Genomic DNA, 23251 nt, shown 5'->3' with positions numbered 1-23251 from the left:
CCAAAATGGCGAGCATCAATACGAACTACGGCGCGTCTATCGCGCTGCAAAACCTGAACAAGACCAACTCGGAGCTGGAGCGGACGCAAAACCGCATCAACACCGGCATGAAGGTCTCTTCGGCCAAGGACAGCGGCGCGATCTTCTCGATCGCCACGGCTCAACGCGCCACTGCTGCGTCCCAGGATGCGGTCCGCTCGGGTCTGCAACGCTCCCAGTCGATCACCGACGTGGCGCTGGCCGCCGGCGACACGATCACGACCGCGTTGGAAGAGATGAAGGGTCTGGCGGTCAGCATCCAGGCCTCGACAGCCGGTTCCAACGCCGAGACCTCTTATCTGGCGGAATACAACGCTCTGAGCCTGGAAATCACCTCAGCGATCTCCGGCGCCTCGTTCGACGGCGTCAACAGCCTGACGACGCCTCTGGGCGTCGCCGGCGTGACTGACGTCAGCGGCGGTAGCAAGGCTCGCGCAGACGCCACAACCGCCAAGATCGATACCGCCATCTCCACCGTCACCGGCGCTCTATCGACGCTGGGCACCCAGTCCAAGTCGCTGGGTCGCCAGATCACCTTCGTGAACAAGTATCAGGACGCGCTTGAAGCCGGCGTGGGCAACCTGGTTGACGCTGACCTGGCCAAGGAAAGCGCCAAGCTGACCGCCCTGCAAACCAAGCAACAGCTGGGCGTGCAGGCGCTGTCGATCGCCAACTCGGCCAGCCAGACGCTTCTGAGCCTCTTCCGCTAAGGCCCGGAGGCCCGGTCGTCTCGACGGCCGGGCCATAGGTCTTGAACCCCGAGCAAAACGCTCCCGTCGCCAAAACGGCGATGGCCATCACGAAGTGAAGAAGGAACGCCAAAATGGCGAGCATCAATACGAACTACGGCGCGTCTATCGCGCTGCAAAACCTGAACAAGACCAACTCGGAGCTGGAGCGGACGCAAAACCGCATCAACACCGGCATGAAGGTCTCTTCGGCCAAGGACAGCGGGGCGATCTTCTCGATCGCCACGTCGCAACGCGCCGCCGCCGCGTCCCAGGACGCGGTCCGCTCGGGTCTGCAACGCACCCAGTCGATCACCGACGTGGCCCTGGCCGCCGGCGACACCATCACTTCCGCTCTGGAAGAGATGAAGGGCCTTGCGGTCAGCATCGCCGGATCCACCGGTAATGCGCAGACCTCGTACCTGGCCGAATACAACGCCCTGGGAACCGAAATCGCTTCGGCCATCACGGGCGCGTCGTTCGACGGCGTCAACAGCCTGACCACTCTGGGCGCCGATGCGGCGATCACGGCCGTGAATACCGGCAGCATCACCGCCGCCAACGCCACGACCGCAAACGTCGATGCCGCAATTACGGCGACGACGACGGCTCTGTCGACTCTGGGCACCCAGTCCAAGTCGCTGGGCCGCCAGATCACCTTCGTCAACAAGCTTCAGGACGCTCTTGAAGCCGGCGTGGGCAACCTGGTTGACGCTGACCTGGCCAAGGAAAGCGCCAAGCTGACCGCCCTGCAAACCAAGCAACAGCTGGGCGTGCAGGCGCTGTCGATCGCCAACTCGGCCAGCCAGACGCTGCTGAGCCTCTTCCGCTAAGGCCCGGAGGCCCGGTCGTCTCGACGGCCGGGCCATAGGTCTTGAACCCCGAGCAAAACGCTCCCGTCGCCAAAATGACGACGGCCATCACGAAGTGAAGAAGGAACGCCAAAATGGCGAGCATCAATACGAACTACGGCGCAGCCATCGCGCTGCAAAACCTGAACAAGACCAGCTCGGAGCTGGAGCGGACGCAAAACCGCATCAACACCGGCATGAAGGTCTCTTCGGCCAAGGACAGCGGGGCGATCTTCTCGATCGCCACGTCGCAACGCGCCGCCGCCGCGTCCCAGGACGCGGTCCGCAGCTCGATCCAGCGTGGTCAATCCATCGTTGACGTGGCCCTGGCCGCCGGCGATACGATCACGAGCGCGCTGGAAGAACAGAAGGGCCTGGCGGTCAGCATCGCCGGATCCACCGGCGCCGCCCAGACTTCATATCTGGCGGAATACAACGCCATCGGCACGGAAATCGCCAGCGCGCTGGCGGGCGCCACCTTCGACGGCGTCAATCTGTACAAGGCGAACGCAGCCGCCATCACCGTGCAGACGGGTGCTTCGACCTCCTACACGCTGAAGGCCATCGCGGGGGCGGACACCGCCGTGGCGACCACGACGGCGGCCGTGGCCGGCGACGCGGCCACTATCGTGGCCACGGTCGACTCGGCCATCACCGCCTTCACCAGCGTCCTGTCCGATTTCGGCACCAAGTCGAAGTCGCTGGGACGCAGCATCACCTTCGTCAACAAGCTTCAGGACGCTCTTGAAGCCGGCGTGGGCAACCTGGTGGACGCCGACCTGGCCAAGGAAAGCGCCAAGCTGACCGCCCTGCAAACCAAGCAACAGCTGGGCGTGCAGGCGCTGTCGATCGCCAACTCGGCCAGTCAGACGCTGCTGAGCCTCTTCCGCTAAGAATGATCGGTCGGGACGGCGCTCGCCGTCCCGACCCTTCGCTCTCGTTCAAACCTAGAAGGGCGCGGTCCATCCGCGCGAGGAGCCATGGTAGACAATGTCGCGAGCGTACCGCCGGTAAAGATCTTTGCTTCCGAAAACACCGACCTCGCAGCCTATTCGCCTCCAACCAAGCCGCAGTCGCCAAAGACCGCAGTCGAGGAAAAGGGCGAGTCCAGCAACTACCGCCTGACCATCGAGACGGCTGAGAACGGCCGTTACATCTATACGATCAGCGACCCGGTTACGGGCCAGGTGGTGCTGAAACTGCCGCGAGAGGTGGTTCAGGATCTGGCCAAGGACCCGGACTACAAGGGCGGAAATCTGCTGAAGACCTCCATCTAGCGAGGTCTTTCAGTCAAGCGGACCCAACGTCGCCGGCTCGCCGGGCGGCGCAAACATGCTTTCTCCGCCGTTAACCATACGCTCACGACTCATGGTTAATCCTGCAGGGAACAGAACGTCCGGGGCTTGAAGCCATGACCACCAGCATCCACACCAATACCTCGGCGATGATCGCCCTGCAGAATCTGAACCGCACCAGCGACCAGCTGGCGTCGACGCAGAGCCGGGTGAATACGGGCCTGAAGGTCCAGGGCGCCAAGGATAACGCCGCCGTCTGGGCTGTCGCCCAGGGACAGCGCGCGGACAAGGGGTCTCTGGAAGCCGTCACGACCAGCCTGAACCGGGCGACCTCGATCGCCGATGTCTCCCTGGCCGCGGGCGAACAGATCTCGGACATTCTGCTGGAAATGAAGCAGAAGGCGACCGCTGCAGCCGATCCTAGCCAGAGCGCCGCGACGCGCGCCTCCTATGACCAGGAATTCCAGGCGCTGTTGAAGTCGGTGCAGTCCTTCGCCGACAACGCGATTTTCGACGGGGCCAATATTCTCGACGGCGCCGCCACGACCGACATGACGTTCCTGGCGAGTGCGGACGGCAATGAAACCATTGCGATGAAGCGTCAGAATCTGACGCTTGTCGGCCTGGGCCTGGCGGCCAACTCGTATGACTCGAACAAGGCGACTGCGGCGATCGACGCCTGGACCGACAATGCCGGCACGCCAGAAGACGAGACCCTGCTGAACGCCGCCCCTGATCTGCTCACCCAGGAAAAAGCCAAGTTCGCGCTGCAGCGGATCGACGACGCCATCACCGTGGCCAGTTCACGACTGTCCGAACTGGGGGCGCAGGCCAAGCAGATCGAACGCCACACCACCTATGTCGGCAAGCTTTCGGACTCGCTGGAAGCCGGCATCGGCAATCTGGTCGACGCCGACCTGGCCAAGGAAAGCGCCCGTCTCCAGGCCCTGCAGGTGCAGCAACAGCTCGGCGTCCAGGCCCTGTCGATCGCCAACCAGGCGCCGCAGATGATCCTGTCGCTGTTCAAGAACTGACGTCGCGGCTTAAGACTTCGTTATCGGGCTCGGCCGCACTGTAATCGCCGGAGCCATGTGAGATGATCAACAACAGCTATCTGCTGGGTCTCTACGGGATCACGACGGACACCGGGTCGCTGATCGGCTCAAACACGCCTGCAGCCAAGCCAAAGAAGACCCAGCCCACGGCGCCCTGGGCTTCGACCGCGTCGGCGACTGCGCCCAAGGCCAGCGAGCTGGTGCGGGCGGCCCTGGCGGGACGAAACATCATAAACGAAGGTTCGGTCGAACTGGACCTGTCGGGCGCGTCCAGCGACTATCGCAAGATGTTCGCCCTTTATCAGGGACTGAACAGCCTCAGCGCCCTGGCGGATCGGGCGAGCGTCAAGGGATTGACGGCTGCGGAAGCCGCACAGGTGTCGAAACGCTTCAGCGAGGGATTGGCCGAGATGTCGGCCTATCTCAAGACCGCCGACTTCGAGGACGTCCGCCTGGTGCAGGGCGTGTCGCAGACCAAGGTCAAGACCAGCTATGCGCTGGAGCGGGCGCCGACGACCTTCACGACCGCACCGCTTCACCAGGGCGTCGCCACAAGCCCGGTCGCCGCGTTCGAAGGCGACGTCAAGTTCTCGATGACGGCCAAGACCGAGACCGGAAGCCAGACCGTCGCCATGGACCTGTCCGAGATGGGCTCCACCGAACGGTCGATGGTCAATGTCGTCAACTATATGAACGGCAAGCTGGAGGCGGCCGGCGTCGCGACGCGGGTCGGGACGCAATACATCCCCGCGGAGCCCAAGACGATCAAGTCCGGCGACAAGACCATCACCCTGCCGGCCGGGCCGGACCAATGGGCTCTGAAGGTCACGAGCGGCGCGGGCGAGAAGGTCAGTTTTGCGGCGGTCGATACGTCCGACGCCGTCTATGTGACCCAGGGCGTCGGCAAGGCCGGCGCGGGACAGATATTGAAGTTCCAGGCCGACGGCGGCGCTGCGCCCGCCGCGCAGCAGGGCGTAAACGATCCCTTCTGGGTCGAGGGCCGGGTCGGGCATACCGAGATGCCCGAGGGCGTCGAGGCGGTGCGAGCCAGCGCCGTGGCTCCGGACGGTTCGGTCTGGGTCGTGGCCGATCTGAAGGCCGGCGACGCAGCCCAGCCGATCAAGGGCACGCGCGACGTCGCCCTGATGAAGTATGATTCCGCCGGCAATCTGATGCAGACCAAGCTGTTGGGGGCGGCGTCCAGCGCGAACGGCTTCTCCATCGCCATCGACGACGATGGACGCGTGGCCCTGGCCGGTTCGGTCACAGGGGCGCTGGTGCCGGGCAAGAGCGGCGACAGCCCCACGACCGCCGACAGTTTCGTCACGCTTTTCGATGACTCCGGCAAGGAACTGTGGACCCAGCGCCGAGGCGCCAAGGCCGCCGACGAGGCGACGGAGGTCAGTTTCGGCGCGGACGGCGTGGTGTATGTGGCGGGACGGTCCAAATCGGCCATGTCGGGGACTGTGGCCCTGGGCGGATGGGATTCCTATCTGCAGACCTTCCAGGAAAAGCCCCTGACCGTGACCGGGCCGATCACCGGGGTGAACGCCTCCACCTTGCAGTTCGGCAGCGCCGGCGACGATTCCGTCCAGGCGATGACCGTGTCCGGTTCAGACCTCTATACGGCCGGGGTCGAGAACGGGAAGGCCATCGTGCGGCGCTTCACCCTCGATGCAGGGGGTGTGCCGACCTTGGCCTCGACCCGCGACCTAGGCTACGCCAGCGGTGAAATCGCGGGCGTATCGGTGGAAAACGGCAAGGTCGTCGTGACCGGCCATACCAATAACGCCGCGCTGGACATCGGCACGGTGACCAACGCCCACGCCGGCGGCAAGGACGTGTTCGTCGCCACCCTGTCGGCCGATCTTCAGGCTTCGGGCAGCGACCGGCTGACCTATTTCGGCGGGGCGGGCGACGACACCGCCGCCGATGTCGAAATCAAGAACGGCAAGGTCTGGATCACCGGCACGAACCGGGCCGAGGGCGCGACCAAGGACAGTCCGACCCAGGGCTATCTGGCGCGTATCGACCTGGCGACAGGCGCGGTGGAGCAGAACAAGACCTGGCGCGCCGCTGACGACCAGGCCAAGCCGACCAGTCTGAGCTTCGCCGCAGGCGGTTCCAGCGTGCTGGACCGGCTGGGGCTGCCGCAGGGCGAGATCATGCAGGCGGACTCCAAGCTGCTGACCGTCGGCACCGCCGCGCGGGTCGGGGATCAGTTCAGCATTTCGCCGGCAGGCGGCGGGCGGGCCGTCACCGTGACAATCGAGGCCAAGGACACGCTGGAGACCCTGGCCAAGAAGATCGTGAACGCCTCGGGCCGCCAGCTGGACGCCAAGGTGGTGACGGACCTGAAGGCCGTACCCGTCACCCAGCGGCTGCAGATATCCACGGCGGCGAACCGGGAAGGGGCTATCATTTCGTCGGGCGCCGTCGGCAAGGACGCCCTGGCGGCCCTGGGTCTGACCCCCGGCTTCGTCAGCCCCGTCAAGCCGGACAAGGATGCGCCAAAGACCTTCGGTCTGAATCTGTCGACCCTGTTGAACCTGAACGATCCGGCCTCGATCAAGGCGGCGAACGAGGGCATCGCCCAGGCGATGACGGCCGTCCGGTCCGCCTACAAGTCGCTGGCGCCCTCGACCGGGACGATCACCAACACCCAGACCGGAAAAGGTTCATCGACCGCCTACTACCAGACCCAACTCGCCAACTTCCAGGCCGCGCTGAGCCGCCTGTCGGTCTGATCGGCGTCATGCGCGCCTAGGCGGTTGACGCCCGGCGTGCGTTCCGGGTTATTGGGCGCTTCAGTTGCGAAAGCCCCTCATGGCCCTTCCGAACGACAATCGCGTCATCATCGCCATCGGCGCCGGTCTGGTGATCATCGCCGCCGTGGTGCTGGCGCTCATCTTCACCGGCGGCGGCGACAAGACGCCGGAAGCTCCGCCGGCCGCGAGGGGCGGTCTGACCGTCGACCTGGCCGACGCCCCGACGCTGGAGCCGACACGCGAGTTGCGCTGCTTCGTGGACGGCCAGTTCGTGGGCATGGCGACACTGGCCGTCTGCGCCCAACGCAACGGCCTGGCGACCGACGCCCTGGATGTCGGCATCGACGAGACGGGCGCCCTGGCGGCCGCCCCCACCGCCGCCTTCGCCCCGCCGCCGGAACTGCCGCCGGTCGAGATGGCCCAGGCCGATCCCCTGCCGAGTCCGGCTCCGGGCGCCGCCGCGCCCAGCAATCCGGCGCCCGCGCCGTCCGTCGGCGCCCAGTGCCTGCGTCATTCCGGTTCGGACTGGCGCGTCCTGTCCAGCGGCATGAGCCTGAACGCCTGCGTCCAGGCCCTGTACGCCGGCATCTGCGTGCGTCCGGGCGACGCCCAGTACGGCCGCTGGGGCGACACGACCCTTCGCCTCGTCCCGCGCCGGGTGGAACAGTCGGGCGACAACAGCCGTTTCCGCACTCTGGCGGAGCAGGACCGCAACTGCCAATTCCCGGGTCTGAACTGATGCGCGTGCTCGCCCTTTCCATCATCGCCGCCGCCGCCGTCCTGGCGGCGTGCAGCAACCAGCCGAAGTTCGAGTTCGAGCCCGGCGTCTGCTATTTCGTCGCCACCCCGGACGGTCAGCCGCCGCGCCTGCAGAAGATGGGCGAGAACGTCGCCCAGATCGAACTGTGCGCCGGCCAGCTGGAAGAAATGCGTCTGCGCTTCCTGCGCATGGGCGGCTCGAATCAGGAGGTCGCGGGGGCCTATCAGGGCCGCTTCATCTTCGTGGACCGCGAGGGCGTGAAGTTCGGCAAGACCCTGACGGGCAGCCGTTTCTTCGCCATGGCCCGCACCGGCGACGGCCGTCTGGCCATTCCCGGCGCCATCCAGCGCGACGAGACGGGGCGCCCGATCGCGATCGCCGCGCCGCCGCCCGAGACCAAGTAGGGCCCGGGCTGTCGTAGAAGAGACTTGCGTGACGTGAACAAAGGTGGAACATTTCGTTAATCCACCGGTTTGGCGGGTCTGATGTCGAAAGCGGCTGGCGGTGAACGGCGGCGGCTCTAAGACATCCGGCTGAATTACGGAGCGGGCGAGGGACTCGCCGCTCCCTACGAGAAGGAAGTTTCCATGGCGGGCAGCGTCAACAAGGTCATTCTGGTCGGCAATCTGGGCCGCGATCCCGAAATCCGGTCGATGCCGAACGGCGACCGCATCGCCAACCTGTCGATCGCCACCTCGGAAACCTGGCGCGACAAGTCCTCGGGCGAGCGCAAGGAAAAGACCGAGTGGCACCGGGTCGTCATCTTCAACGACAACATCGTCAAGGTGGTCGAGAACTATGTGAAGAAGGGCTCGACCGTCTATATCGAGGGCGCGCTCCAGACTCGCAAATGGACCGATCAGCAGGGCGTCGAGAAATATTCGACCGAGATCGTGGTCAGCCGCTTCAAGGGTGAGCTGACCATGCTGGGCGGCCGTTCGGAAGGCGGCTCGCAAGGCGGCGGTTACGGCGGCGGCGGCGGTGGTCGCGGGGACGACGACTACTCCTCGGGCTTCTCCACCGGCGGCGCCAACAAGCCGAGCGGCCCGAAGGAAAGCTACGACCTGAACGACGACATTCCGTTCTAAGGTCTCGGCGTGGCGCGGGGGGCTTACAGCTATCGCGAAGACCCCGCCGTGCCCGATTTTCCGGACGACCGGCCCCTGGTCCTGTTCGACGGCGATTGCGCGCTTTGCTCCGGCTCGGCGCGCAAGATCCTGACATCTGACCGGGACGGGCTGTTCCGGCTGGCCCCGACCGAGTCGCCTTTGGGCCGGGCGCTTTTGGCGCATTATGGCGTCAGTCCCGACGACCCCTCCACCATGCTGCTGATCCAGAACGGCGTGGCGCGCGAACGCTCCGACGCCGTTCTGGCCATCGTAGCCCAACTGCCCGCGCCCTATCGCTGGGCGAGCATCGGGCGGATCGCGCCTCGGTTCATTCGCGACCGCCTGTATGATTTCGTGGCGCGTCGCCGTCGGCGGTTTCCCGGTCCGACCTGGTGCGCCCGCCCTCCGGCGGGCGTCGATCTGAAGGATAGAGTGCTGGGATGAGCGGTCGCGTGCTGGTGCTGGGCGCCAACGGCTTCATCGGTTCCCATGTGGCGGCGGCCCTGTCCGCGGAGGGCTGGCGCGTGCGAGCTGGCGCGCGGCGTATCGCCGAACCGTCTCGACGCGCCCCGAGCTTCGACTGGGTCGCGGCCGATTTTTCAAAACTGACGACGGCCCAGGCCTGGGCGCCGCTGCTGGACGGGGTGTCGGCCGTGGTGAACTGCGTCGGCGTCCTGCAAGACGGCGGCGGCGACAGCACCCGCGCCGCCCATGTCGATGGCCCGCGCGCCCTGATCGCGGCCTGCGAGGCGGCGGGCGTCGCTCGGCTAATCCATGTTTCCGCCGTCGGCGCCGATGAAGCGGCCGGCACCGACTACGCCCGCACCAAGGCGCAGACCGAACGCCTGGTCGCTGACAGCACGCTCGACTGGCTGATCCTGCGGCCGTCGCTGGTGGTGGACCGGGCGGCCTTCGGCGGCACGGGGCTGATCCGGGCGTTGGCGGCCTTCCCGCTGTTTTCACCGGTGGTGGGCGGCGACCAGACCTTCCGTCCGATCCCTCTGGGCGACCTGACCGCCGCTATTGTCGCGGCCCTGCGGCCCGGCGCCCCGTCGGGTCTGACCCTGGACATGCCGGGACCGGAGGCGGTGACCATGGCCCAGACGGTGCGCCTGTATCGTGGTTGGCTGGGCTTGACGCCGGCGCCCGTGGTGCGCGTACCGCGCGCCCTGGCCGCTCCGGCCCTGGCGGCCGGCGACCTGCTAGGGCGTCTAGGCTGGTCCTCGCCGATCCGCACCACGGCCATGCGCCAGATGGACCACGACGTCTCCGGCCACGACAGCGGTTGGGCCCAGCGGCTGGGCGTGTCGTCGCGCGGTTTCTCCCGCTTCCTGGCCGAGACCCCGGCCTCGGTCCAGGATGTCTGGCACGCCCGCCTGTGGTTCGTCCGCCCGATTTCGATCCTGACCCTAGGCCTGTTCTGGCTGATCACCGGCCTGATCAGTTTCGGCCCGGGTTGGAGCGGCGCGGTCTCCATCCTGCACGAAGGCGGCTACGGCGGCTGGGCCGGGCCTGTGGCCTGGTGGGGCGCCTTGCTGGACGTGGTTCTTGGGCTTGCCCTGTTCGTGCGGCCCTGGACGGCGCGGGTGGCGATTTTCATGTGTCTGGCCACCATCGGCTATCTGATCGCCGGCACCCTCAGCCTGCCGCACTACTGGACCGACCCCTTGGGACCGTGGCTGAAGGTCCTGCCGATGATGGCCCTGTGCCTGTTCGTCGCTGCAACGGACACCCGCCGATGAGCCTCTATTTTGCGCTGAAGATCATCCACATCCTGTCCGGCGCCGTCCTGTTTGGCACGGGGGCGGGCATCGCCTTCTTCATGCTCCGCGCCCATGCGACGCGGGACGCCCGGACGGTGGCCGAGGTCGGGCGGATCGTCGTCCTGGCCGATTTCGTCTTCACCGCCAGCGCCGTGGTGGTCCAGCCCATCAGCGGCCTGGGCTTGATCCATCTGCAGGGCTGGTCCCTGACCAGTCCCTGGCTGCTGGCGGCCTATGGGCTTTATGTCTTCGTCGGCGTCTGCTGGCTGCCGGTCGTCTGGATCCAGTATCGGATGATGAAGCTGGCCGAGCAGGCGGCAGGGCAGGGGGCGGCGTTGCCGCCCGCCTATCATCGCCTGTTCCGCTGGTGGTTCGCCCTGGGCTGGCCGGCGTTTGCGGGCGTCCTGGCCATCTACTGGCTGATGGTCGCCAAGCCTGAATTTTAAGCCGGAAACCTAAGCTCATTCAAAGTGAGCCGACGCGAGGCCTGCGCCGTGCGATAGCCGGATCATGACCGCCGCCACCCCCGCCCCGCCGTCGCACAAGCCCCACGCCCTGACCGGTTTGGAGATCGCCGCCATCGTGGCGATCATTGTCGTTTGGGGCGTGAACAATGCGGGGGCCAAGCTGGCGACCGAGACCCTGCCGCCGTTGCTGGTCGGGGCGATCCGTTTCGGTCTCGCAACGGCCTGTCTGATCGTCTTCGTCCGTCCGCCGTTCCCGGACTGGAGGAGCCTGCTGCTGATCGTCATCGTCGGCGGGCCGATCCAGTATGGTCTGGCCTACACCGCCTACTGGATGGCGACCGACGTCAGCCCCGTGACGGTGGCCAACCAGCTGTGGATTCCTTTCACCGCCCTGTTCGCCTTCCTGATCCTGGGCGAGCGACTGAGCAGGGCCGCCCTGGTCGGCATGGGGGTGGCCTTTGTCGGCGTGGCCTGGATGACGCTGGACGCCCATGCGCTTCAGGACTGGAAAGCCATCCTGGTCGCCATCGCCGCCGGGGCGGCCTGGGGCGTGACGACGGTGGTCGCGCGGCGCACGACCTCGATCCCGCCGCTGAAGATGCAGGGGCTGCTGGCGCTCGGCGCCTTTCCGGTCATGGCCTTCGGTTCGGCGGTGTTCGAGCACGGGCAGTGGGAGGCGGTGAAGTCCGCCACGCCCATGGTCTGGGCTTCGCTGCTGTGGGCGGGGATCGTCTCCTCGGTCCTGGCCACCACCCTGTTGTTCTGGCTGGTGCAGCGGCGCGAGGCCGGGCGGGTGACGCCCTATCTTCTGGTGACGCCCGTGGTGTCGATGCTGATCGGCTGGGGCTTGATGGGCGACGTGCTGACGCCCCAGATCCTGACCGGCTCGGCCATCACCATGGGCGGGGTGGCCCTGGTCGCCCTGGCCGAACGGGGCTTGCGCGCGGGGGCCGCCAAGGCTTGATCTGTTTCCTGAGCGATTCAGGAATCCGTCATGCCCCACGCCCCTCTCGACGCCGATCATGTTTCCCGCCGCTGGCTGGGCAAGGAGACGCATGAACTGGCCGCGAACGAGGCCAGCGTCGTTCGCAGCGCCGCCGAACGCCGCCCGATCTCGGAGGATGTGAACGAGGCCTTCGACGACCGCCAGAGTTTCGGCGACCGTTTGGCCGACCGGGTGGCGGAGTTCGGCGGATCCTGGACCTTCCTGATCGCCTTCGGCCTGTTCCTCGTGACCTGGACGTTGCTCAATCTGGTTCTGAGACGGGATGCGTTCGACCCCTATCCCTTCATCTTCCTGAACCTGATGCTGTCGATGATCGCGGCGGCCCAGGCGCCGATCATCATGATGAGCCAGAACCGTCAGGCCTCGAAGGACCGGCTGGACGCCGGCAACGACTACCAGGTCAATCTGAAGGCCGAGATCGAGATCATGGCCCTGCTGGACAAGGTCGAACACCTGACGGCGCGCCAGCAGGAGCAGACCGAAATGATCGAGCGGTTGCTGGCCGAGAAGGGGCGTTAGGGCGTCAGCTCGCGCTCAACGCCGCGCAGGCGACCCGATCGCCGGCCCCGCCGATGGGCTGGCTCGAGTGGTCGTCGGGATTGGCGTGGATGATGATCGCCGACCCGTCGGCGTCCCACAGCCATTGGCCGGGCCCTTCCGAGGAAATCCGCGCGCGGGTGGTGAAGAGTTCGGCGTTCACCTTGCCGTCGGCGCCGGCGTAGACGTTCGGCAGATCGCCGTCGTCCGGCCCCGCCGCGTTCAGCAGGCCGTGCGGCGCCTTGGGCTCGCCGTGGTTGATATGGGCGCCGGACGAGGTGAAGGGCGCGGCGCATTCGCCGGTCGCATGGATATGGATGCCGTGCCAGCCGGGCGTCAGGCCCGAGGCCTCGACCTTGATCACCAGGCCGGTCGGTCCCTGGCGCAGATCGACGCGTCCAATATTGGCCCCCTGGGCGTTGATCAGAACGGCCTGTCCGGTCGCGCCGACGGGCGCGCGTTCGGCCTGCATCTGGGCCGCGTCGGCGGTTGAAGCGCAGGCCCCGGCGAGGGCCAGCGGGGCGGCGAGAGCGAGGGCGGCGGCGAGAGGCGTGAAGCGCATGTGGAACGTCCTTTCAGAGACGGGCTTTCACGGCGACGTCGCTTTGCCACCGAGGCCCTGGAATGCTAGAAATCGTCACAGCGGATCACGTTCCGATTCCGGCCGCATAAAGCCACGCTTCCTTGACCGACGACAGCTACGAAAACGCCGCAACTCCGATCGTTCCGGGAGGCGGCGGCTCCGACATTTCCACGATCACGATCGAGGACGAACTGAAGCGTTCGTACCTCGACTACGCCATGAGCGTGATCGTCTCGCGCGCGCTTCCCGACGCCCGTGACGGCCTCAAGCCGGTTCACCGTCGCATCCTGTATTCGATGCACGACCTGAACATGACGCCCGAGCGCAGCTATTCGAAATGCGCCCGCGTGGTCGGCGACGTGCTGGGCCGGTTCCACCCCCACGGCGACGCCTCGGTCTATATGGCCCTGGTGCGGATGGCTCAGCCCTTCTCGATGGGTCTGATGTTGGTCGACGGCCAAGGGAACTTCGGCTCGGTCGACGGCGATATGCCCGCCTCGATGCGTTACACCGAGGCCAAGATGGCCCCGGCCGCCGTCGCCCTGATGGCCGACATCGACAAGGACACCGTCGATTTCCAGCCCAACTACGACGAGAAGGAGCTGGAGCCGGTCGTCCTGCCGAGCCGGATCCCGAACTTGCTGGTCAATGGCGCCGGCGGCATCGCCGTCGGCATGGCGACCAACATCCCGCCGCATAATCTGGGCGAGGTCGTGGATGCGGCCCTGGCCCTGCTGGACGATCCCAACGTCACCGACGACGCCCTGCTGGACATCGTGCCCGGTCCCGACTTCCCGACCGGCGGCGAGATCATGGGCCGCACCGCGCCGCGCAATGCGCTGCGCGACGGTCGCGGTTCGGTCATCGTGCGCGGGCGCGCCTCGGTGGAAGAGATCCGCAAGGATCGCGAGGCCATCGTCGTCACCGAGCTGCCCTATCAGGTCAACAAACAGACCCTGATCGAGCGCATCGCCGAAATGGTGCGCGAGAAGCGTCTGGAAGGCATTTCCGACGTCCGCGACGAATCCGACCGTCAGGGCATGCGGATCGTCATCGAGCTGAAGCGCGACGCCTCCGGCGACGTCATCCTGAACCAGCTGTGGCGCTATACGGCGATGCAAAGCTCGTTCGGCGTCAACATGCTGGCGCTGAACCACGGCCGGCCCGAGCAGATGGGTCTGCGCGACCTGCTGCAGATCTTCCTCGACTTCCGCGAGGAAGTCGTCGTCCGCCGCGTCAAGTTCGAGCTGAACAAGGCCCGCGACCGCGGCCACGTCCTGGTCGGTCTGGCCGTCGCCGTCGCCAATATCGACGAGGTCATCCACATCATCCGTTCCTCGGCCGATCCGACCGAGGCGCGCGAACGTCTGCAGGCCAAGCCCTGGCCCGTCGGCGACATGATGGCCCTGGTCGAACTGATCGCCGACCCCCGCAGTGTCGTCATCAACGGCGACAGCCTGCAACTGACCGACGAACAGGCCCGCGCCATCCTGGCCCTGACCCTGTCGCGCCTGACCGGCCTGGGTCGTGACGACATCTTTGGCGAGGCGAACGGCCTGGCCGACACCATCCAGGGCCACCTGACCATCCTGTCGGACCGCAAGAACGTCCTGGCCATCATTCGCGACGACCTGATCGACGTGAAGGACAAGTTCGCCGTGCCGCGTCGCACCCTGATCGGGGAAGGCGACGGCGAGATGGAGGACGAGGACCTGATCCCGCGTGAGGACATGGTCGTCACCGTCACCCACGGCGGCTACGTCAAGCGCGTCGCCCTGAACGCCTATCGGACCCAGCACCGCGGCGGCAAGGGCAAGTCCGGCATGACGATGAAGGACGAGGACGCCATCACCGGCGTGTTCAGCGCCTCGACCCACACCCCGGTCCTGTTCTTCGCCACCAACGGCAAGGCCTACAAGCTGAAGACCTGGCGCCTGCCGCTGGGCAATCCGCAGTCGCGCGGCAAGGCCTTCGTCAACCTGCTGCCCATCGAGCCGGGCGACAGCATCATGAACGTCCTGCCCCTGCCCGAGGATGAGACGACCTGGGGCGACTACGACATCATGTTCGCCACCAGCTCGGGCGACGTGCGCCGCAACAAGCTGTCGGACTTCGCCACGGTCAACCGCGCCGGCAAGATCGCCATGAAGCTGGAAGGCGACGACCGCATGGTCGGCGTCGGCCTGTGCACCGCCGACGACGACGTGCTGCTGACCACGGCGCTTGGCCGGGCGATCCGGTTCAAGGCCGACGATGTGCGCGTGTTCAAGGGCCGGGATTCGACCGGCGTCCGGGGCGTGCGCCTGCAGGACGGCGACGAGGTCATCTCCATGGCCATCCTGGGCCGCGTCGATGCGACGCCGGAGGAACGCTCGGCCTACGTCAAACACGCCAACGCCATGCGCAAGGCCCTGGCCGGCGCGGAGGCGGAAGAGGATGTCGCGGCTCCGGCCGAGGCTGAAGACGAGGTCGCTGACGCCGCTCTGACGGTCGAACGGATCGCCGAACTGGGCGCCGCCGAACAGTTCATCCTGACGGTCACCGAGACCGGCTTCGGCAAGCGGTCCTCGGCCTACGAGTATCGCCGCACCGGCCGCGGCGGTCAGGGCCTGACGGCCCACGGCCTGGGCGGTCGCGCCGGCACGCGCCTGGCGGCGGCCTTCCCGGTTGAGGAGACGGACGACCTGCTGCTGGTCACCTCGGGCGGGCAGATGATCCGCACGCGGATGGATCAGGTCCGCATCGTCGGCCGCTCCAGCCAGGGCGTCACCATCTTCCGCACCGGCAAGGACGAAAAGGTCGTCTCGGTCGAACGCCTGCCGGAAAGCGGCGGTTCGGATGAGGCGGACGCCGCGAATGAAGAGGGCGGCGAGGACTAAAGCCAAGACCCTCTCCCGCCGGGAGAGGGCTTGAGCGCCCGAGAGCATAGCGATCGGTCTTGCGCGACCCGAAGGGCGGCGCGAAGCAGCCAAAGGGTGAGGGGAACGGTGGTGCGAACTGGCCCACCGGCGGACCCCTCATCCGGCCCTTCGGGGCACCTTCTCCCGCAAGGGGAGAAGGTAAGGAGGAGAGGGGAGCGGCCATGACGTCTGACATCCTGATCGACGGCCTTCCCGCCAGCCCTGACGACCTCGCGCACCAAGCCCTCGTCAACTACGGCGCCTACACCTCCTTCCGCGTCGAGCACGGCGCGGTCCGGGGCCTCGACCTGCATCTCGCCCGCCTCGACCAGGCCGCCGTCGAACTGTTCGGCGAAAGCCCCGGCGAGGCCGAGTTCCGGCGTCTGTTGGCGCTCGCCGTTGAGGGGTGTGACAAGGCCTGGATGCGGGTCAGCCTGTTCTCGCCCGAGATCGGCCATCGCAATCCGTCCTTCGTCGGCCGACCCAAGGTGATGACCGTCGTCTCGCCGCCCCCGCCGCCCCTGGCGACCCAGATGCGGGTGACGGCTGTGCCTCATGGCCGCGAGACGCCCCACCTGAAACACGTCGCCACCTTCGGTCAGACGCGCGTGCGCCGGGCCGTGCGGGCGGCGGGCTTCGACGACGCCCTGTTCGTCGATGACCAGGGCCATGTGTCCGAGGGCGTGACCTGGAACATCGGCTTCATCCAGGGAAACCGCATCGTCTGGCCCCAGGCGCCGATGCTGGCGGGCGTGACCCAGGTCCTGATCGAGCGGGGCTTGGCTGGACTGGGCCTATCGTCGCAGACCCGCCCGGTGCATGTGTCCGAACTGGCGGGCTTCGATGGCGCATTCCTGTGCAACAGCGCCACCCCCGCATGTCCCATCACGGCAGTTGACGACACGGTTTTCGCCGTCGATCCGACCCTGCTGACGGCGATCGAAACCGCCTGGGCCGCCAATGATCCGCTGCCCTTGGCGGTCCAGCTCTCCTGATTCTGCAAAAAAAGCCTAATGAATTCAGCGTCGCCGTCAGCGAACTCAGCTATCGGCGCGCCTGGGTTTACGGCGGGTGTAAGGTCGCTCAATGACCGACGTGACGCCAAAACCCGCCCCGCCGTCCACCGCCTGCTTTGGCGCTTTTGGCGCCTTGTCACCCGGTTTTTGCGACACGCCTCCACGCCAACGGCCTGCTAGGCCGAACCTTTCGCACCTGCTAAGTCACGCCGAACAGCAGGCGACAGGCTGGGGAGACACGCCATGCGCATCGGACTCTATCCGGGCACCTTCGATCCAGTGACCAACGGTCACACCGACATCATCAAACGGGCGTTGAAGCTGGTGGACCGGGTGGTCATCGGCGTAGCCCAGAACGACGACAAGGGGCCGTTGTTCACCACGGCCGAGCGGGTCGAAATGCTCCAGGCCGAGGTGGCGAACCTGGGCGGCGATATCGTGGTCCAGCCCTTCTCGACCCTGCTGATGCATTTCGCGGAAGAGCTGAACGCCAATGTCATCATTCGCGGTTTGCGCGCGGTCGCCGATTTCGAATACGAGTTCCAGATGACGGCCATGAATCAGCGCCTCAATCAGGACATCGAGACGGTATTCCTGATGGCCGATCCCCGGCATCAGGCCATCGCCTCGCGGCTGGTCAAGGAAATCGCCCGTCTGGACGGCGCGATCGACAGTTTCGTCAGCCCCGCCATCGCCGCGCGCGTGCGGGACAAGGTCAAGAACAGAGGATGAGTGCGTCAATGCGTCTTGGTGTGATCGCGGCGGCCGCCGCCGCTCTTCTGGCGTCGGTTGCGACCCAGGCTCCGGCCGTGGCCCAAGCCCAGGCCCAAGCCCAGGTTCAGGCTCCCGCTGCGGACTGGCGCACCGTCGCCCCGGAGAACCTGCTGGTCATCGACACGCCGAAAGGCCGGATCCTGGTCGAGTTGACGCCGGTCGCCGCCCCGGCGCATGCCGAACGCATCCGCACCCTGGCCAACCAGGGCTTCTATGACGGGCTGAAGTTCCACCGCGTCATCCCCGACTTCATGGCCCAGACCGGCGACCCCCAGGGCACGGGCGAGGGCGGCAGCGAACTGCCGGACCTGAAGGCGGAGTTCAGCTTCCGTCGTGGTCGCGACGCCGGCTTCGTCGCCGTGCCGAACGCGGGACAGGGCGTGCGCGGTCTGGTCGGCGTTCTGCCGGTCGAGACCCAGCCCGACGCCCAGATGATGATCACCGCCGACTTCAAGGTCGGCGCCCACGGCCTGTTCTGCCCCGGCGTCCTGGGCATGGCCCGCGCCGGCGCGCCGGACACCGCCAACAGCCAGTTCTTCCTGATGATGGGCGACCGGGACCAGTTGAACGGCGTCTACACCGCCTTCGGCCGCGTGGTTTCGGGCCTGGACGTGGTGAACAAGCTGAACAAGGGCACGGACGCCGAAGACGGCAAGGTCGCCAACCCTGACGTCATGACGCGGGTCCGCATGGCCTCGGCCCTGCCGGAAGGCGAACGGCCCACCGTCCGTGTGCTGAATCCGGCCAGCGCCGCCTTCGCCGAACGGATCGCGGCGGCCCGCACAGCGCGCGGCGGCAGCTTCAATATCTGCGACGTTCAACCGGTGGCCGAGGTCGTCGGCGGCTGATCGCCAAAATACAGGGGAGGGCCGGGCGATGACCATTCGAAACACGCTGATGGCGGCAGGCCTTGCGGCGCTGCTGGCCAGTCCGGCTCTGGCGCAGCAAGCGGCCGTGCCGCCGCCCCCGCCGACCGAATGGCGCGCCGTCGCGCCCGACAATCTGCTGGTCATCGACACGACCAAGGGCCGGATTCTGGTCGAACTGACGCCCGAGATCGCCCCCGCCCATGTCGAGCGGATCAAGCTGCTGGCCTCGCGCGGCTTCTACGACAATCTGGCCTGGCACCGGGTCATCGACTGGTTCATGGCCCAGACCGGCGACCCCCTGGGGACCGGCGACGGCCAGAGCTGGTATCCTGACCTGAAGGCCGAGTTCACCTTCCGACGCGGACCGGACATGGCCTTCACCCCCGCCGCCGCGCCGGCCGGGGGCCTGATCGGCTTCTACCATTCCCTCCCGGTCCAGACCCAGCCCGACGCCCTGATGGCGGGCACGGCCGACCGCAAGGTGCATGGCTGGGGCCTCTATTGCCCGGGCGTCGCCGGCATGGCCCGCGACGAGGGCAATGACACCGCCAACAGCCAGTTCTTCCTGATGCGTCAGGCCTATCCGGCTCTGGACAAGCGCTACACCGTCTGGGGCCGCGTCGTCGTCGGGCTTGAGGTCGTGCGCGCCCTGAAAGCCAGCCCCAATCCGGACGGCGTCGTCACCGATCCCGACCGGATGACCCGCGTCCGCCTGGCGTCCGACCTGCCGTCGGCCGAGCGGCCGGCGGTGCAGATGCTGAACACCACCTCGCCGACCTTCCGCGCCCTGGTCAATCAGGCGCGTCAGGCCAAGGGGGCGGATTTTTCGGTCTGCGACATCGACGTGCCGGTGCGGCTGGCGGCGGCGAGCTGACGCTCAGGTCGCCGCAGGTCCCCGGCCTCGGCCCCGCCGACGCCTGCGCCGCTTGGGCGGCTTCTTGTCCTCGCGCATCTGCTGCAGCAACAGGCCTTCGCGCAGACCGCGGTCGGCGACCCTGACCCGCTCCGACGGCCAGGCCCGCTGGATGGCCTCCAGAATGGCGGCGCCGGCCAGGACCAGATCGGCGCGATCGGGTCCAATACAGGCCTCCCTGGCCCGTCCGTCCGGCCCCAGGGCCTTCAGCCGTTCGGCCGCCGCCTCGCACTCGCTCCGCGTCATCCACAGCCCATCGACCCGGTCGCGATTGTAGCGCGGCAGGTTCAGGTGAATGCCCGCCAGGCTGGTGATCGCGCCCGAGGTGCCGACCAGATGGGCGCGGTCCGCCAGGAACAGCTCCATCATGGCCGCATCCTCGATCCCGCCCGCCGCAATGGCCGCGCCCATGTCGTTCACCATGGCTTCGTACCAGTCCTCGGCGGCGCCTTCCGGCTCCGGGTGGCGCTCAGCCAGGGTGACGACGCCCAGGGGGGCGGACATCCAGGCGGTGGTCTTCCAGTCGGCGTCTTCCCGCTTCAGCCAGGACAGTTCGGTCGAGCCGCCGCCGACATCGATGATCAGCACGGCCTCGGCCTTGGGATCGATCAGGTTCAGGCAGCCCTCGACCGCCAACCGCGCCTCTTCGGCCGGATCGATGATCCGCAGCCGCAAGCCGGTGCCCTTGCGAACCCGATCGATGAATTCGGCGCCGTTCTCGGCCGCGCGGCAGGCCTGGGTGGCGACGGCGCTCAGGCGAACGGATTCGACGCCCTTTCTGACGATCCGGTCGGCGCACAGGGCCAGGGCGTCATAGGCCCGGTCCATGGCGCGGGGATCCAGCCGGCCCGTCCGGGACAGGCCTTCGCCCAGCCGCACGATGCGGCTGAAGCTGTCGACCACCCGAAAGCCGTCGCGTGACGGCCGCGCGATCAGCAGCCGGCAATTATTGGTCCCCAGATCGAGCGCGCCATACAGGGGCGCGTCCCGACCCGACGCATCCCGCTCGCGGGAAGGCTGGGACCGCTCGTCGCGCCGTCGGGGCGCGCCGTGGGTCTCCGGCATGGGCCGTCATTCCGATGTGGGCGGTCCAAAGCGGCGCCCGTCCTGATCAGCCTAGCCCGCGAAGATCGTCCGCGCCAAGCCATTCTGTCAGGAAGATGAACGGACCTGTGGGCGTCCCGGTCATCCGCGCCAGCGTAACAAGACCTCATGACCCAGGTTCACACCGCCCGTTTCGCCATCGGCCAGATCGTTCGTCACCGCGACAACGCCTTTCGCGGCGTGGTGATGGACGTCGACCACGGCTACGCCGGCCCCGCCGTCGAAACCGGCGCGGTGGCGGCGGACCAGCCCTTCTACCGCGTCTTCGCCCTGGGCGAGGACGGCGGCTTCGTCGCCTATGCGGCGGAGGGGGTGCTGGAAGACGGCCAGTCGGTCCTGCTGCCCGATGACGCCCAGCGCTGGTTCACCACCGACGCCGAAGGCCATCACGCCCCCCTGCATGAAGGCATTCACTGAGGAAGACTTGGAAGGGGCGCCCGCCGGGCGTTAGGATGGGGCAAAGAGGAGCGTCCATGTCCGACTTCGAACACGTCTTCGAACAACCGCCCGAGGGCGCGGCCGCCGACTGGACCATTCCCCAGAACTGGGCCGCCTATACCGAGGTCGAACACCAGACCTGGGATACGCTGTACGCCCGCCAGATGAAGATCCTGCCCGGCCGGGCCTGTGACGCCTTCCTGAACGGGTTGAGGGCGCTGGACCTGAATGCAGGCGGCATTCCCGACTTCGAGGTCATCAATCCCAAGCTCCAGGCCCTGACCGGCTGGACCGTGGTCTGCGTGCCCGGTCTGGTGCCCGACGAGGTCTTCTTCGATCACCTGGCCAATCGCCGCTTCGTCTCGGGCCAGTTCATCCGCAAACCGGACCAGTTGGATTACCTCCAGGAACCCGACATCTTTCATGATGTCTTCGGCCATGTGCCCATGCTGACCGACCCCGATTTCGCCGCCTATATGGAGGCCTACGGCAAGGGCGGACAGCGCGCCGCCGGTCTGGGCATGTTGCCAAATCTGGCGCGGCTGTACTGGTACACGGTCGAGTTCGGCCTGATGCAGGAGGCCGGAGCCTTGCGCATCTACGGCGCCGGCATCGTCTCGTCGGCGACCGAAAGCGTCTTTGCGCTCGAAGATCCGTCGCCGAACCGGCTGGGTTTCGATCTGGAGCGGGTGATGCGGACCCTGTACCGGATCGACGACTTCCAGCAGGTCTATTTCGTCATCGACAGCCTGGAAGCGCTGAAGGACGAGACGCTGAAGGACTTCGGGCCGGTCTATGACGCCTTGAAGGGGCAGGCCGACCTGCCGATTGAGACCGTCCTGCCCAGCGATCAGGTCTTCACGCGTGGGACTCAGGCCTATGCGTCCAAGGGCGGGCGGTTCGCGGCCTAGGGCCGCTGGAACGGATAGAAGCCGCCGCCCAAATCCAGAATCGCCGTCAGTTCATCCAGCGCGCTCCGGCTCTCGTCCAGCAGGGCCGGATCGGCGAGGTCGGCGGGGCGCAATTCGTCGCGGTACCAGCGCTCGCCCCATGTCTTGAGCCGAGCGTGCAGCGCATCCGTCAGGCGCATGGCCGGGTTGGTCGCGGCCAGCTCGGCCTCGGTCAGCACGACCCGCAGGCGCAGGCAGGCGGGGCCGCCGCCGTTGCGCATCGACTGGCGCACATCGACGTAACGCACCTGGCCTATGGGACCGTTGGAGGCGGCCAGAGCCTGCGCCACCGCATGGCTGCGCGGGTTGTCGCGGGTCTCGGTCGGACAGATCAGGGTCAGGCGGTCCTCGCCCGGAATCTGGATCAGCATCGAGTTGAACAGGTAGCTGCTGATGGCGTCGGCCAGGGGCAGGTCGGCGGACGACACCTCGACGAAGATCGGGTCGAACAGGCCTTCGGCCGCGCGACGGATGGCCGCCTGGGTTCCGGCCGTGTCCTCGAAGGCGAGGTCGTGGAAGAATAGGGTGTCCCGCGCCCCGACGCAGACCACGTCATTGTGGAAGGTGCCGCCGGCGATGGCGGCCTTTGACTGCTGGGCCAGGACGACGCCGCTGGCGCCGTGGCGACGACCGACGGCCTGCGACGCCTCGCGCGTCTGGCGGGCGGGGTAGGGGCCGTCCCAGGGCGTGAAGGCCTCGCGCCCCCAGACCAGCAGATTGACACCCGGCGCCCCATGCTCGGCGCACAGGCGCACATGGTTGGCGGCGCCTTCATCGGCCAGATGGGCGACGGAGGGCAGAGCGTCATGGACGGCGAACCGGTTGCCATCGGGGAAGAGGGCGTCCAGCGCCCGTTTTGTCTGCTGGTGTTCCAGTGACCGGTGCAGGTTGGTGACCAGGTTAGCCGGGGTGAAATGCACCCGGCCGTCGGCGGCGTCGGCGCTGGGCGTCACGGTCGCGGCGTTGGCGGCCCACATGGGCGAGGCGGAACAGGCGGCGGCGGCGAAGGATGGCGCGTCCTTCCAGGCCCGCTCCAACACCTGAGCGTCCGATCCGGTGAAGCCCAGGGTGCGCAGGAAGGGAATGTTCGGCCGCTCATGCGGCGGCAGGACGAACTGGGGCAGGCCCAGGTCCGCCAGGGTCTTCATCTTGTCGAGCCCCTGCAGCACCGCCGCGCGCGGGTTCGACGCCTCGCCCTTGTTCAGGCTGGAGGCCAGATTGCCCGGCGACAGGCCGGCGTAGGAGTGGGTCGGCCCGATCAGGCCGTCCGCGTTGGCTTCGATGGCGGGGGTCATTCGGCCCTCTCCCCTTGCGGGAGAGGGAGGT

Annotated in this window: 24 protein-coding genes; 21 read left to right on the top strand and 3 right to left on the bottom strand. The window is 67.1% G+C overall.

Going from position 1 to position 23251, the window contains the following annotated elements:
- Positions 1 to 5: 5 nt before the first annotated feature.
- The 14 genes from AC1RSI_RS09005 to AC1RSI_RS08940 all read left to right on the top strand — a co-directional run bounded on the left by AC1RSI_RS09005 (position 6) and on the right by AC1RSI_RS08940 (position 12360).
- On the top strand, positions 6 to 749 hold the full coding sequence (locus AC1RSI_RS09005) for a flagellin (protein WP_154726908.1): 744 nt from the start codon (positions 6 to 8) through the stop codon (positions 747 to 749).
- A 113-nt stretch (positions 750 to 862) separates the two neighbouring features.
- Positions 863 to 1600, top strand: a complete 738-nt coding sequence (locus AC1RSI_RS09000) for a flagellin (protein ID WP_154726906.1) — start codon at positions 863 to 865, stop codon at positions 1598 to 1600.
- A 113-nt stretch (positions 1601 to 1713) separates the two neighbouring features.
- Positions 1714 to 2511: a flagellin gene (locus tag AC1RSI_RS08995; RefSeq protein WP_008260604.1), complete on the top strand. Its 798-nt coding sequence runs from the start codon at positions 1714 to 1716 to the stop codon at positions 2509 to 2511.
- Positions 2512 to 2598: 87 nt separating this feature from the next.
- The gene (locus AC1RSI_RS08990) at positions 2599 to 2895 is read left to right on the top strand and encodes a hypothetical protein (protein WP_008260919.1); all 297 of its coding nucleotides are present in this window, start codon (positions 2599 to 2601) and stop codon (positions 2893 to 2895) included.
- A gap of 134 nt (positions 2896 to 3029) precedes the next feature.
- The gene (locus AC1RSI_RS08985; protein ID WP_008263660.1) at positions 3030 to 3947 is read left to right on the top strand and encodes a flagellin; all 918 of its coding nucleotides are present in this window, start codon (positions 3030 to 3032) and stop codon (positions 3945 to 3947) included.
- Between the two features lie 62 nt (positions 3948 to 4009).
- A complete protein-coding gene (locus AC1RSI_RS08980) occupies positions 4010 to 6715 on the top strand; it encodes an NHL repeat-containing protein (protein ID WP_035309491.1) in 2706 nt (901 codons plus the stop codon).
- Positions 6716 to 6794: 79 nt separating this feature from the next.
- Positions 6795 to 7475: a hypothetical protein gene (locus tag AC1RSI_RS08975; protein WP_154726905.1), complete on the top strand. Its 681-nt coding sequence runs from the start codon at positions 6795 to 6797 to the stop codon at positions 7473 to 7475.
- Complete coding sequence (locus AC1RSI_RS08970; protein WP_154726904.1) at positions 7475 to 7900, top strand: PDC sensor domain-containing protein; 426 nt, start codon at positions 7475 to 7477, stop codon at positions 7898 to 7900. Before AC1RSI_RS08975 ends, AC1RSI_RS08970 begins: the two co-directional genes overlap by 1 nt.
- A gap of 183 nt (positions 7901 to 8083) precedes the next feature.
- A complete protein-coding gene (gene ssb / locus AC1RSI_RS08965) occupies positions 8084 to 8584 on the top strand; it encodes a single-stranded DNA-binding protein (RefSeq protein ID WP_154726903.1) in 501 nt (166 codons plus the stop codon).
- A 48-nt stretch (positions 8585 to 8632) separates the two neighbouring features.
- The gene (locus tag AC1RSI_RS08960) at positions 8633 to 9049 is read left to right on the top strand and encodes a thiol-disulfide oxidoreductase DCC family protein (protein WP_230307734.1); all 417 of its coding nucleotides are present in this window, start codon (positions 8633 to 8635) and stop codon (positions 9047 to 9049) included.
- Positions 9046 to 10347, top strand: coding sequence for an SDR family oxidoreductase (locus AC1RSI_RS08955; protein WP_154726901.1), 1302 nt, complete (start codon positions 9046 to 9048; stop codon positions 10345 to 10347). Before AC1RSI_RS08960 ends, AC1RSI_RS08955 begins: the two co-directional genes overlap by 4 nt.
- Complete coding sequence (locus tag AC1RSI_RS08950; protein WP_154726900.1) at positions 10344 to 10814, top strand: DUF2269 family protein; 471 nt, start codon at positions 10344 to 10346, stop codon at positions 10812 to 10814. The genes AC1RSI_RS08955 and AC1RSI_RS08950 overlap by 4 nt, the downstream gene beginning before the upstream one ends.
- Positions 10815 to 10878: 64 nt before the next feature.
- A complete protein-coding gene (locus AC1RSI_RS08945; RefSeq protein WP_287928548.1) occupies positions 10879 to 11799 on the top strand; it encodes a DMT family transporter in 921 nt (306 codons plus the stop codon).
- A 30-nt stretch (positions 11800 to 11829) separates the two neighbouring features.
- Positions 11830 to 12360 carry a DUF1003 domain-containing protein gene (locus AC1RSI_RS08940; protein ID WP_035309651.1) on the top strand — a complete coding sequence of 177 codons (531 nt, stop codon included), beginning with the start codon at positions 11830 to 11832 and terminating at the stop codon, positions 12358 to 12360.
- Between the two features lie 4 nt (positions 12361 to 12364).
- Here the strand turns inward: AC1RSI_RS08940 and AC1RSI_RS08935 are convergent, their stop codons facing one another.
- Positions 12365 to 12940 carry a superoxide dismutase family protein gene (locus AC1RSI_RS08935; protein WP_035309653.1) on the bottom strand — a complete coding sequence of 192 codons (576 nt, stop codon included), beginning with the start codon at positions 12938 to 12940 and terminating at the stop codon, positions 12365 to 12367.
- Between the two features lie 122 nt (positions 12941 to 13062).
- Between AC1RSI_RS08935 and gyrA the strand changes: the two genes are divergently transcribed.
- The 5 genes from gyrA (at position 13063) to AC1RSI_RS08910 (ending at position 19394) form a co-directional block, all read left to right on the top strand.
- Positions 13063 to 15840, top strand: coding sequence for a DNA gyrase subunit A (gene gyrA, locus AC1RSI_RS08930; protein WP_154725916.1), 2778 nt, complete (start codon positions 13063 to 13065; stop codon positions 15838 to 15840).
- Positions 15841 to 16043: 203 nt separating this feature from the next.
- Positions 16044 to 16856: an aminotransferase class IV gene (locus AC1RSI_RS08925; protein WP_154725917.1), complete on the top strand. Its 813-nt coding sequence runs from the start codon at positions 16044 to 16046 to the stop codon at positions 16854 to 16856.
- A 264-nt stretch (positions 16857 to 17120) separates the two neighbouring features.
- Positions 17121 to 17609, top strand: coding sequence for a pantetheine-phosphate adenylyltransferase (gene coaD / locus AC1RSI_RS08920; RefSeq protein ID WP_008263176.1), 489 nt, complete (start codon positions 17121 to 17123; stop codon positions 17607 to 17609).
- 8 nt (positions 17610 to 17617) lie between these two features.
- Positions 17618 to 18499, top strand: coding sequence for a peptidylprolyl isomerase (locus AC1RSI_RS08915; protein ID WP_154725918.1), 882 nt, complete (start codon positions 17618 to 17620; stop codon positions 18497 to 18499).
- 28 nt (positions 18500 to 18527) lie between these two features.
- Positions 18528 to 19394 carry a peptidylprolyl isomerase gene (locus AC1RSI_RS08910; RefSeq protein ID WP_154725919.1) on the top strand — a complete coding sequence of 289 codons (867 nt, stop codon included), beginning with the start codon at positions 18528 to 18530 and terminating at the stop codon, positions 19392 to 19394.
- A gap of 3 nt (positions 19395 to 19397) precedes the next feature.
- On the opposite strand, the gene AC1RSI_RS08905 is transcribed toward AC1RSI_RS08910, so the two are convergent.
- Positions 19398 to 20498 carry a Ppx/GppA phosphatase family protein gene (locus tag AC1RSI_RS08905; RefSeq protein WP_154725920.1) on the bottom strand — a complete coding sequence of 367 codons (1101 nt, stop codon included), beginning with the start codon at positions 20496 to 20498 and terminating at the stop codon, positions 19398 to 19400.
- Between the two features lie 147 nt (positions 20499 to 20645).
- On the opposite strand from AC1RSI_RS08905, the gene hspQ reads away from it, so the two are divergent.
- Positions 20646 to 20954 carry a heat shock protein HspQ gene (gene hspQ / locus AC1RSI_RS08900; protein ID WP_008263584.1) on the top strand — a complete coding sequence of 103 codons (309 nt, stop codon included), beginning with the start codon at positions 20646 to 20648 and terminating at the stop codon, positions 20952 to 20954.
- 56 nt (positions 20955 to 21010) lie between these two features.
- On the top strand, positions 21011 to 21886 hold the full coding sequence (gene phhA / locus AC1RSI_RS08895) for a phenylalanine 4-monooxygenase (protein WP_154725921.1): 876 nt from the start codon (positions 21011 to 21013) through the stop codon (positions 21884 to 21886).
- Here the strand turns inward: phhA and astB are convergent.
- Positions 21883 to 23220 (bottom strand): N-succinylarginine dihydrolase, encoded by a 1338-nt coding sequence (gene astB / locus AC1RSI_RS08890; protein WP_154725922.1) that lies wholly within the window; start codon positions 23218 to 23220, stop codon positions 21883 to 21885. The two genes, phhA and astB, sit on opposite strands and share 4 nt — an antisense overlap.
- Positions 23221 to 23251 lie beyond the last annotated feature (31 nt).

This window comes from Brevundimonas sp. GW821-FHT10E09 (assembly GCF_058809375.1).
Note: the sequence above shows the minus strand (reverse complement) of the source record. Positions and strands in the feature narration are given on the sequence as shown.

What these genes read in the sequence shown, in the direction of transcription:
- AC1RSI_RS08980 (WP_035309491.1), top strand. Translation starts at nt 4,010, where the DNA reads ATGATCAACAACAGCTATCTGCTGGGTCTCTACGGGATCACGACGGAC.
- AC1RSI_RS08955 (WP_154726901.1), top strand. Translation starts at nt 9,046, where the DNA reads ATGAGCGGTCGCGTGCTGGTGCTGGGCGCCAACGGCTTCATCGGTTCC.
- AC1RSI_RS08990 (WP_008260919.1), top strand. Translation starts at nt 2,599, where the DNA reads ATGGTAGACAATGTCGCGAGCGTACCGCCGGTAAAGATCTTTGCTTCC.
- hspQ (WP_008263584.1), top strand. Translation starts at nt 20,646, where the DNA reads ATGACCCAGGTTCACACCGCCCGTTTCGCCATCGGCCAGATCGTTCGT.
- AC1RSI_RS08985 (WP_008263660.1), top strand. Translation starts at nt 3,030, where the DNA reads ATGACCACCAGCATCCACACCAATACCTCGGCGATGATCGCCCTGCAG.
- AC1RSI_RS08905 (WP_154725920.1), bottom strand. Translation starts at nt 20,498, where the DNA reads ATGCCGGAGACCCACGGCGCGCCCCGACGGCGCGACGAGCGGTCCCAG.
- AC1RSI_RS08995 (WP_008260604.1), top strand. Translation starts at nt 1,714, where the DNA reads ATGGCGAGCATCAATACGAACTACGGCGCAGCCATCGCGCTGCAAAAC.
- AC1RSI_RS08970 (WP_154726904.1), top strand. Translation starts at nt 7,475, where the DNA reads ATGCGCGTGCTCGCCCTTTCCATCATCGCCGCCGCCGCCGTCCTGGCG.
- phhA (WP_154725921.1), top strand. Translation starts at nt 21,011, where the DNA reads ATGTCCGACTTCGAACACGTCTTCGAACAACCGCCCGAGGGCGCGGCC.
- ssb (WP_154726903.1), top strand. Translation starts at nt 8,084, where the DNA reads ATGGCGGGCAGCGTCAACAAGGTCATTCTGGTCGGCAATCTGGGCCGC.
- AC1RSI_RS08935 (WP_035309653.1), bottom strand. Translation starts at nt 12,940, where the DNA reads ATGCGCTTCACGCCTCTCGCCGCCGCCCTCGCTCTCGCCGCCCCGCTG.
- AC1RSI_RS08950 (WP_154726900.1), top strand. Translation starts at nt 10,344, where the DNA reads ATGAGCCTCTATTTTGCGCTGAAGATCATCCACATCCTGTCCGGCGCC.
- AC1RSI_RS08975 (WP_154726905.1), top strand. Translation starts at nt 6,795, where the DNA reads ATGGCCCTTCCGAACGACAATCGCGTCATCATCGCCATCGGCGCCGGT.
- AC1RSI_RS08925 (WP_154725917.1), top strand. Translation starts at nt 16,044, where the DNA reads ATGACGTCTGACATCCTGATCGACGGCCTTCCCGCCAGCCCTGACGAC.
- AC1RSI_RS08945 (WP_287928548.1), top strand. Translation starts at nt 10,879, where the DNA reads ATGACCGCCGCCACCCCCGCCCCGCCGTCGCACAAGCCCCACGCCCTG.
- coaD (WP_008263176.1), top strand. Translation starts at nt 17,121, where the DNA reads ATGCGCATCGGACTCTATCCGGGCACCTTCGATCCAGTGACCAACGGT.
- AC1RSI_RS08940 (WP_035309651.1), top strand. Translation starts at nt 11,830, where the DNA reads ATGCCCCACGCCCCTCTCGACGCCGATCATGTTTCCCGCCGCTGGCTG.
- astB (WP_154725922.1), bottom strand. Translation starts at nt 23,220, where the DNA reads ATGACCCCCGCCATCGAAGCCAACGCGGACGGCCTGATCGGGCCGACC.
- AC1RSI_RS08915 (WP_154725918.1), top strand. Translation starts at nt 17,618, where the DNA reads ATGCGTCTTGGTGTGATCGCGGCGGCCGCCGCCGCTCTTCTGGCGTCG.
- AC1RSI_RS09000 (WP_154726906.1), top strand. Translation starts at nt 863, where the DNA reads ATGGCGAGCATCAATACGAACTACGGCGCGTCTATCGCGCTGCAAAAC.
- AC1RSI_RS08910 (WP_154725919.1), top strand. Translation starts at nt 18,528, where the DNA reads ATGACCATTCGAAACACGCTGATGGCGGCAGGCCTTGCGGCGCTGCTG.
- AC1RSI_RS09005 (WP_154726908.1), top strand. Translation starts at nt 6, where the DNA reads ATGGCGAGCATCAATACGAACTACGGCGCGTCTATCGCGCTGCAAAAC.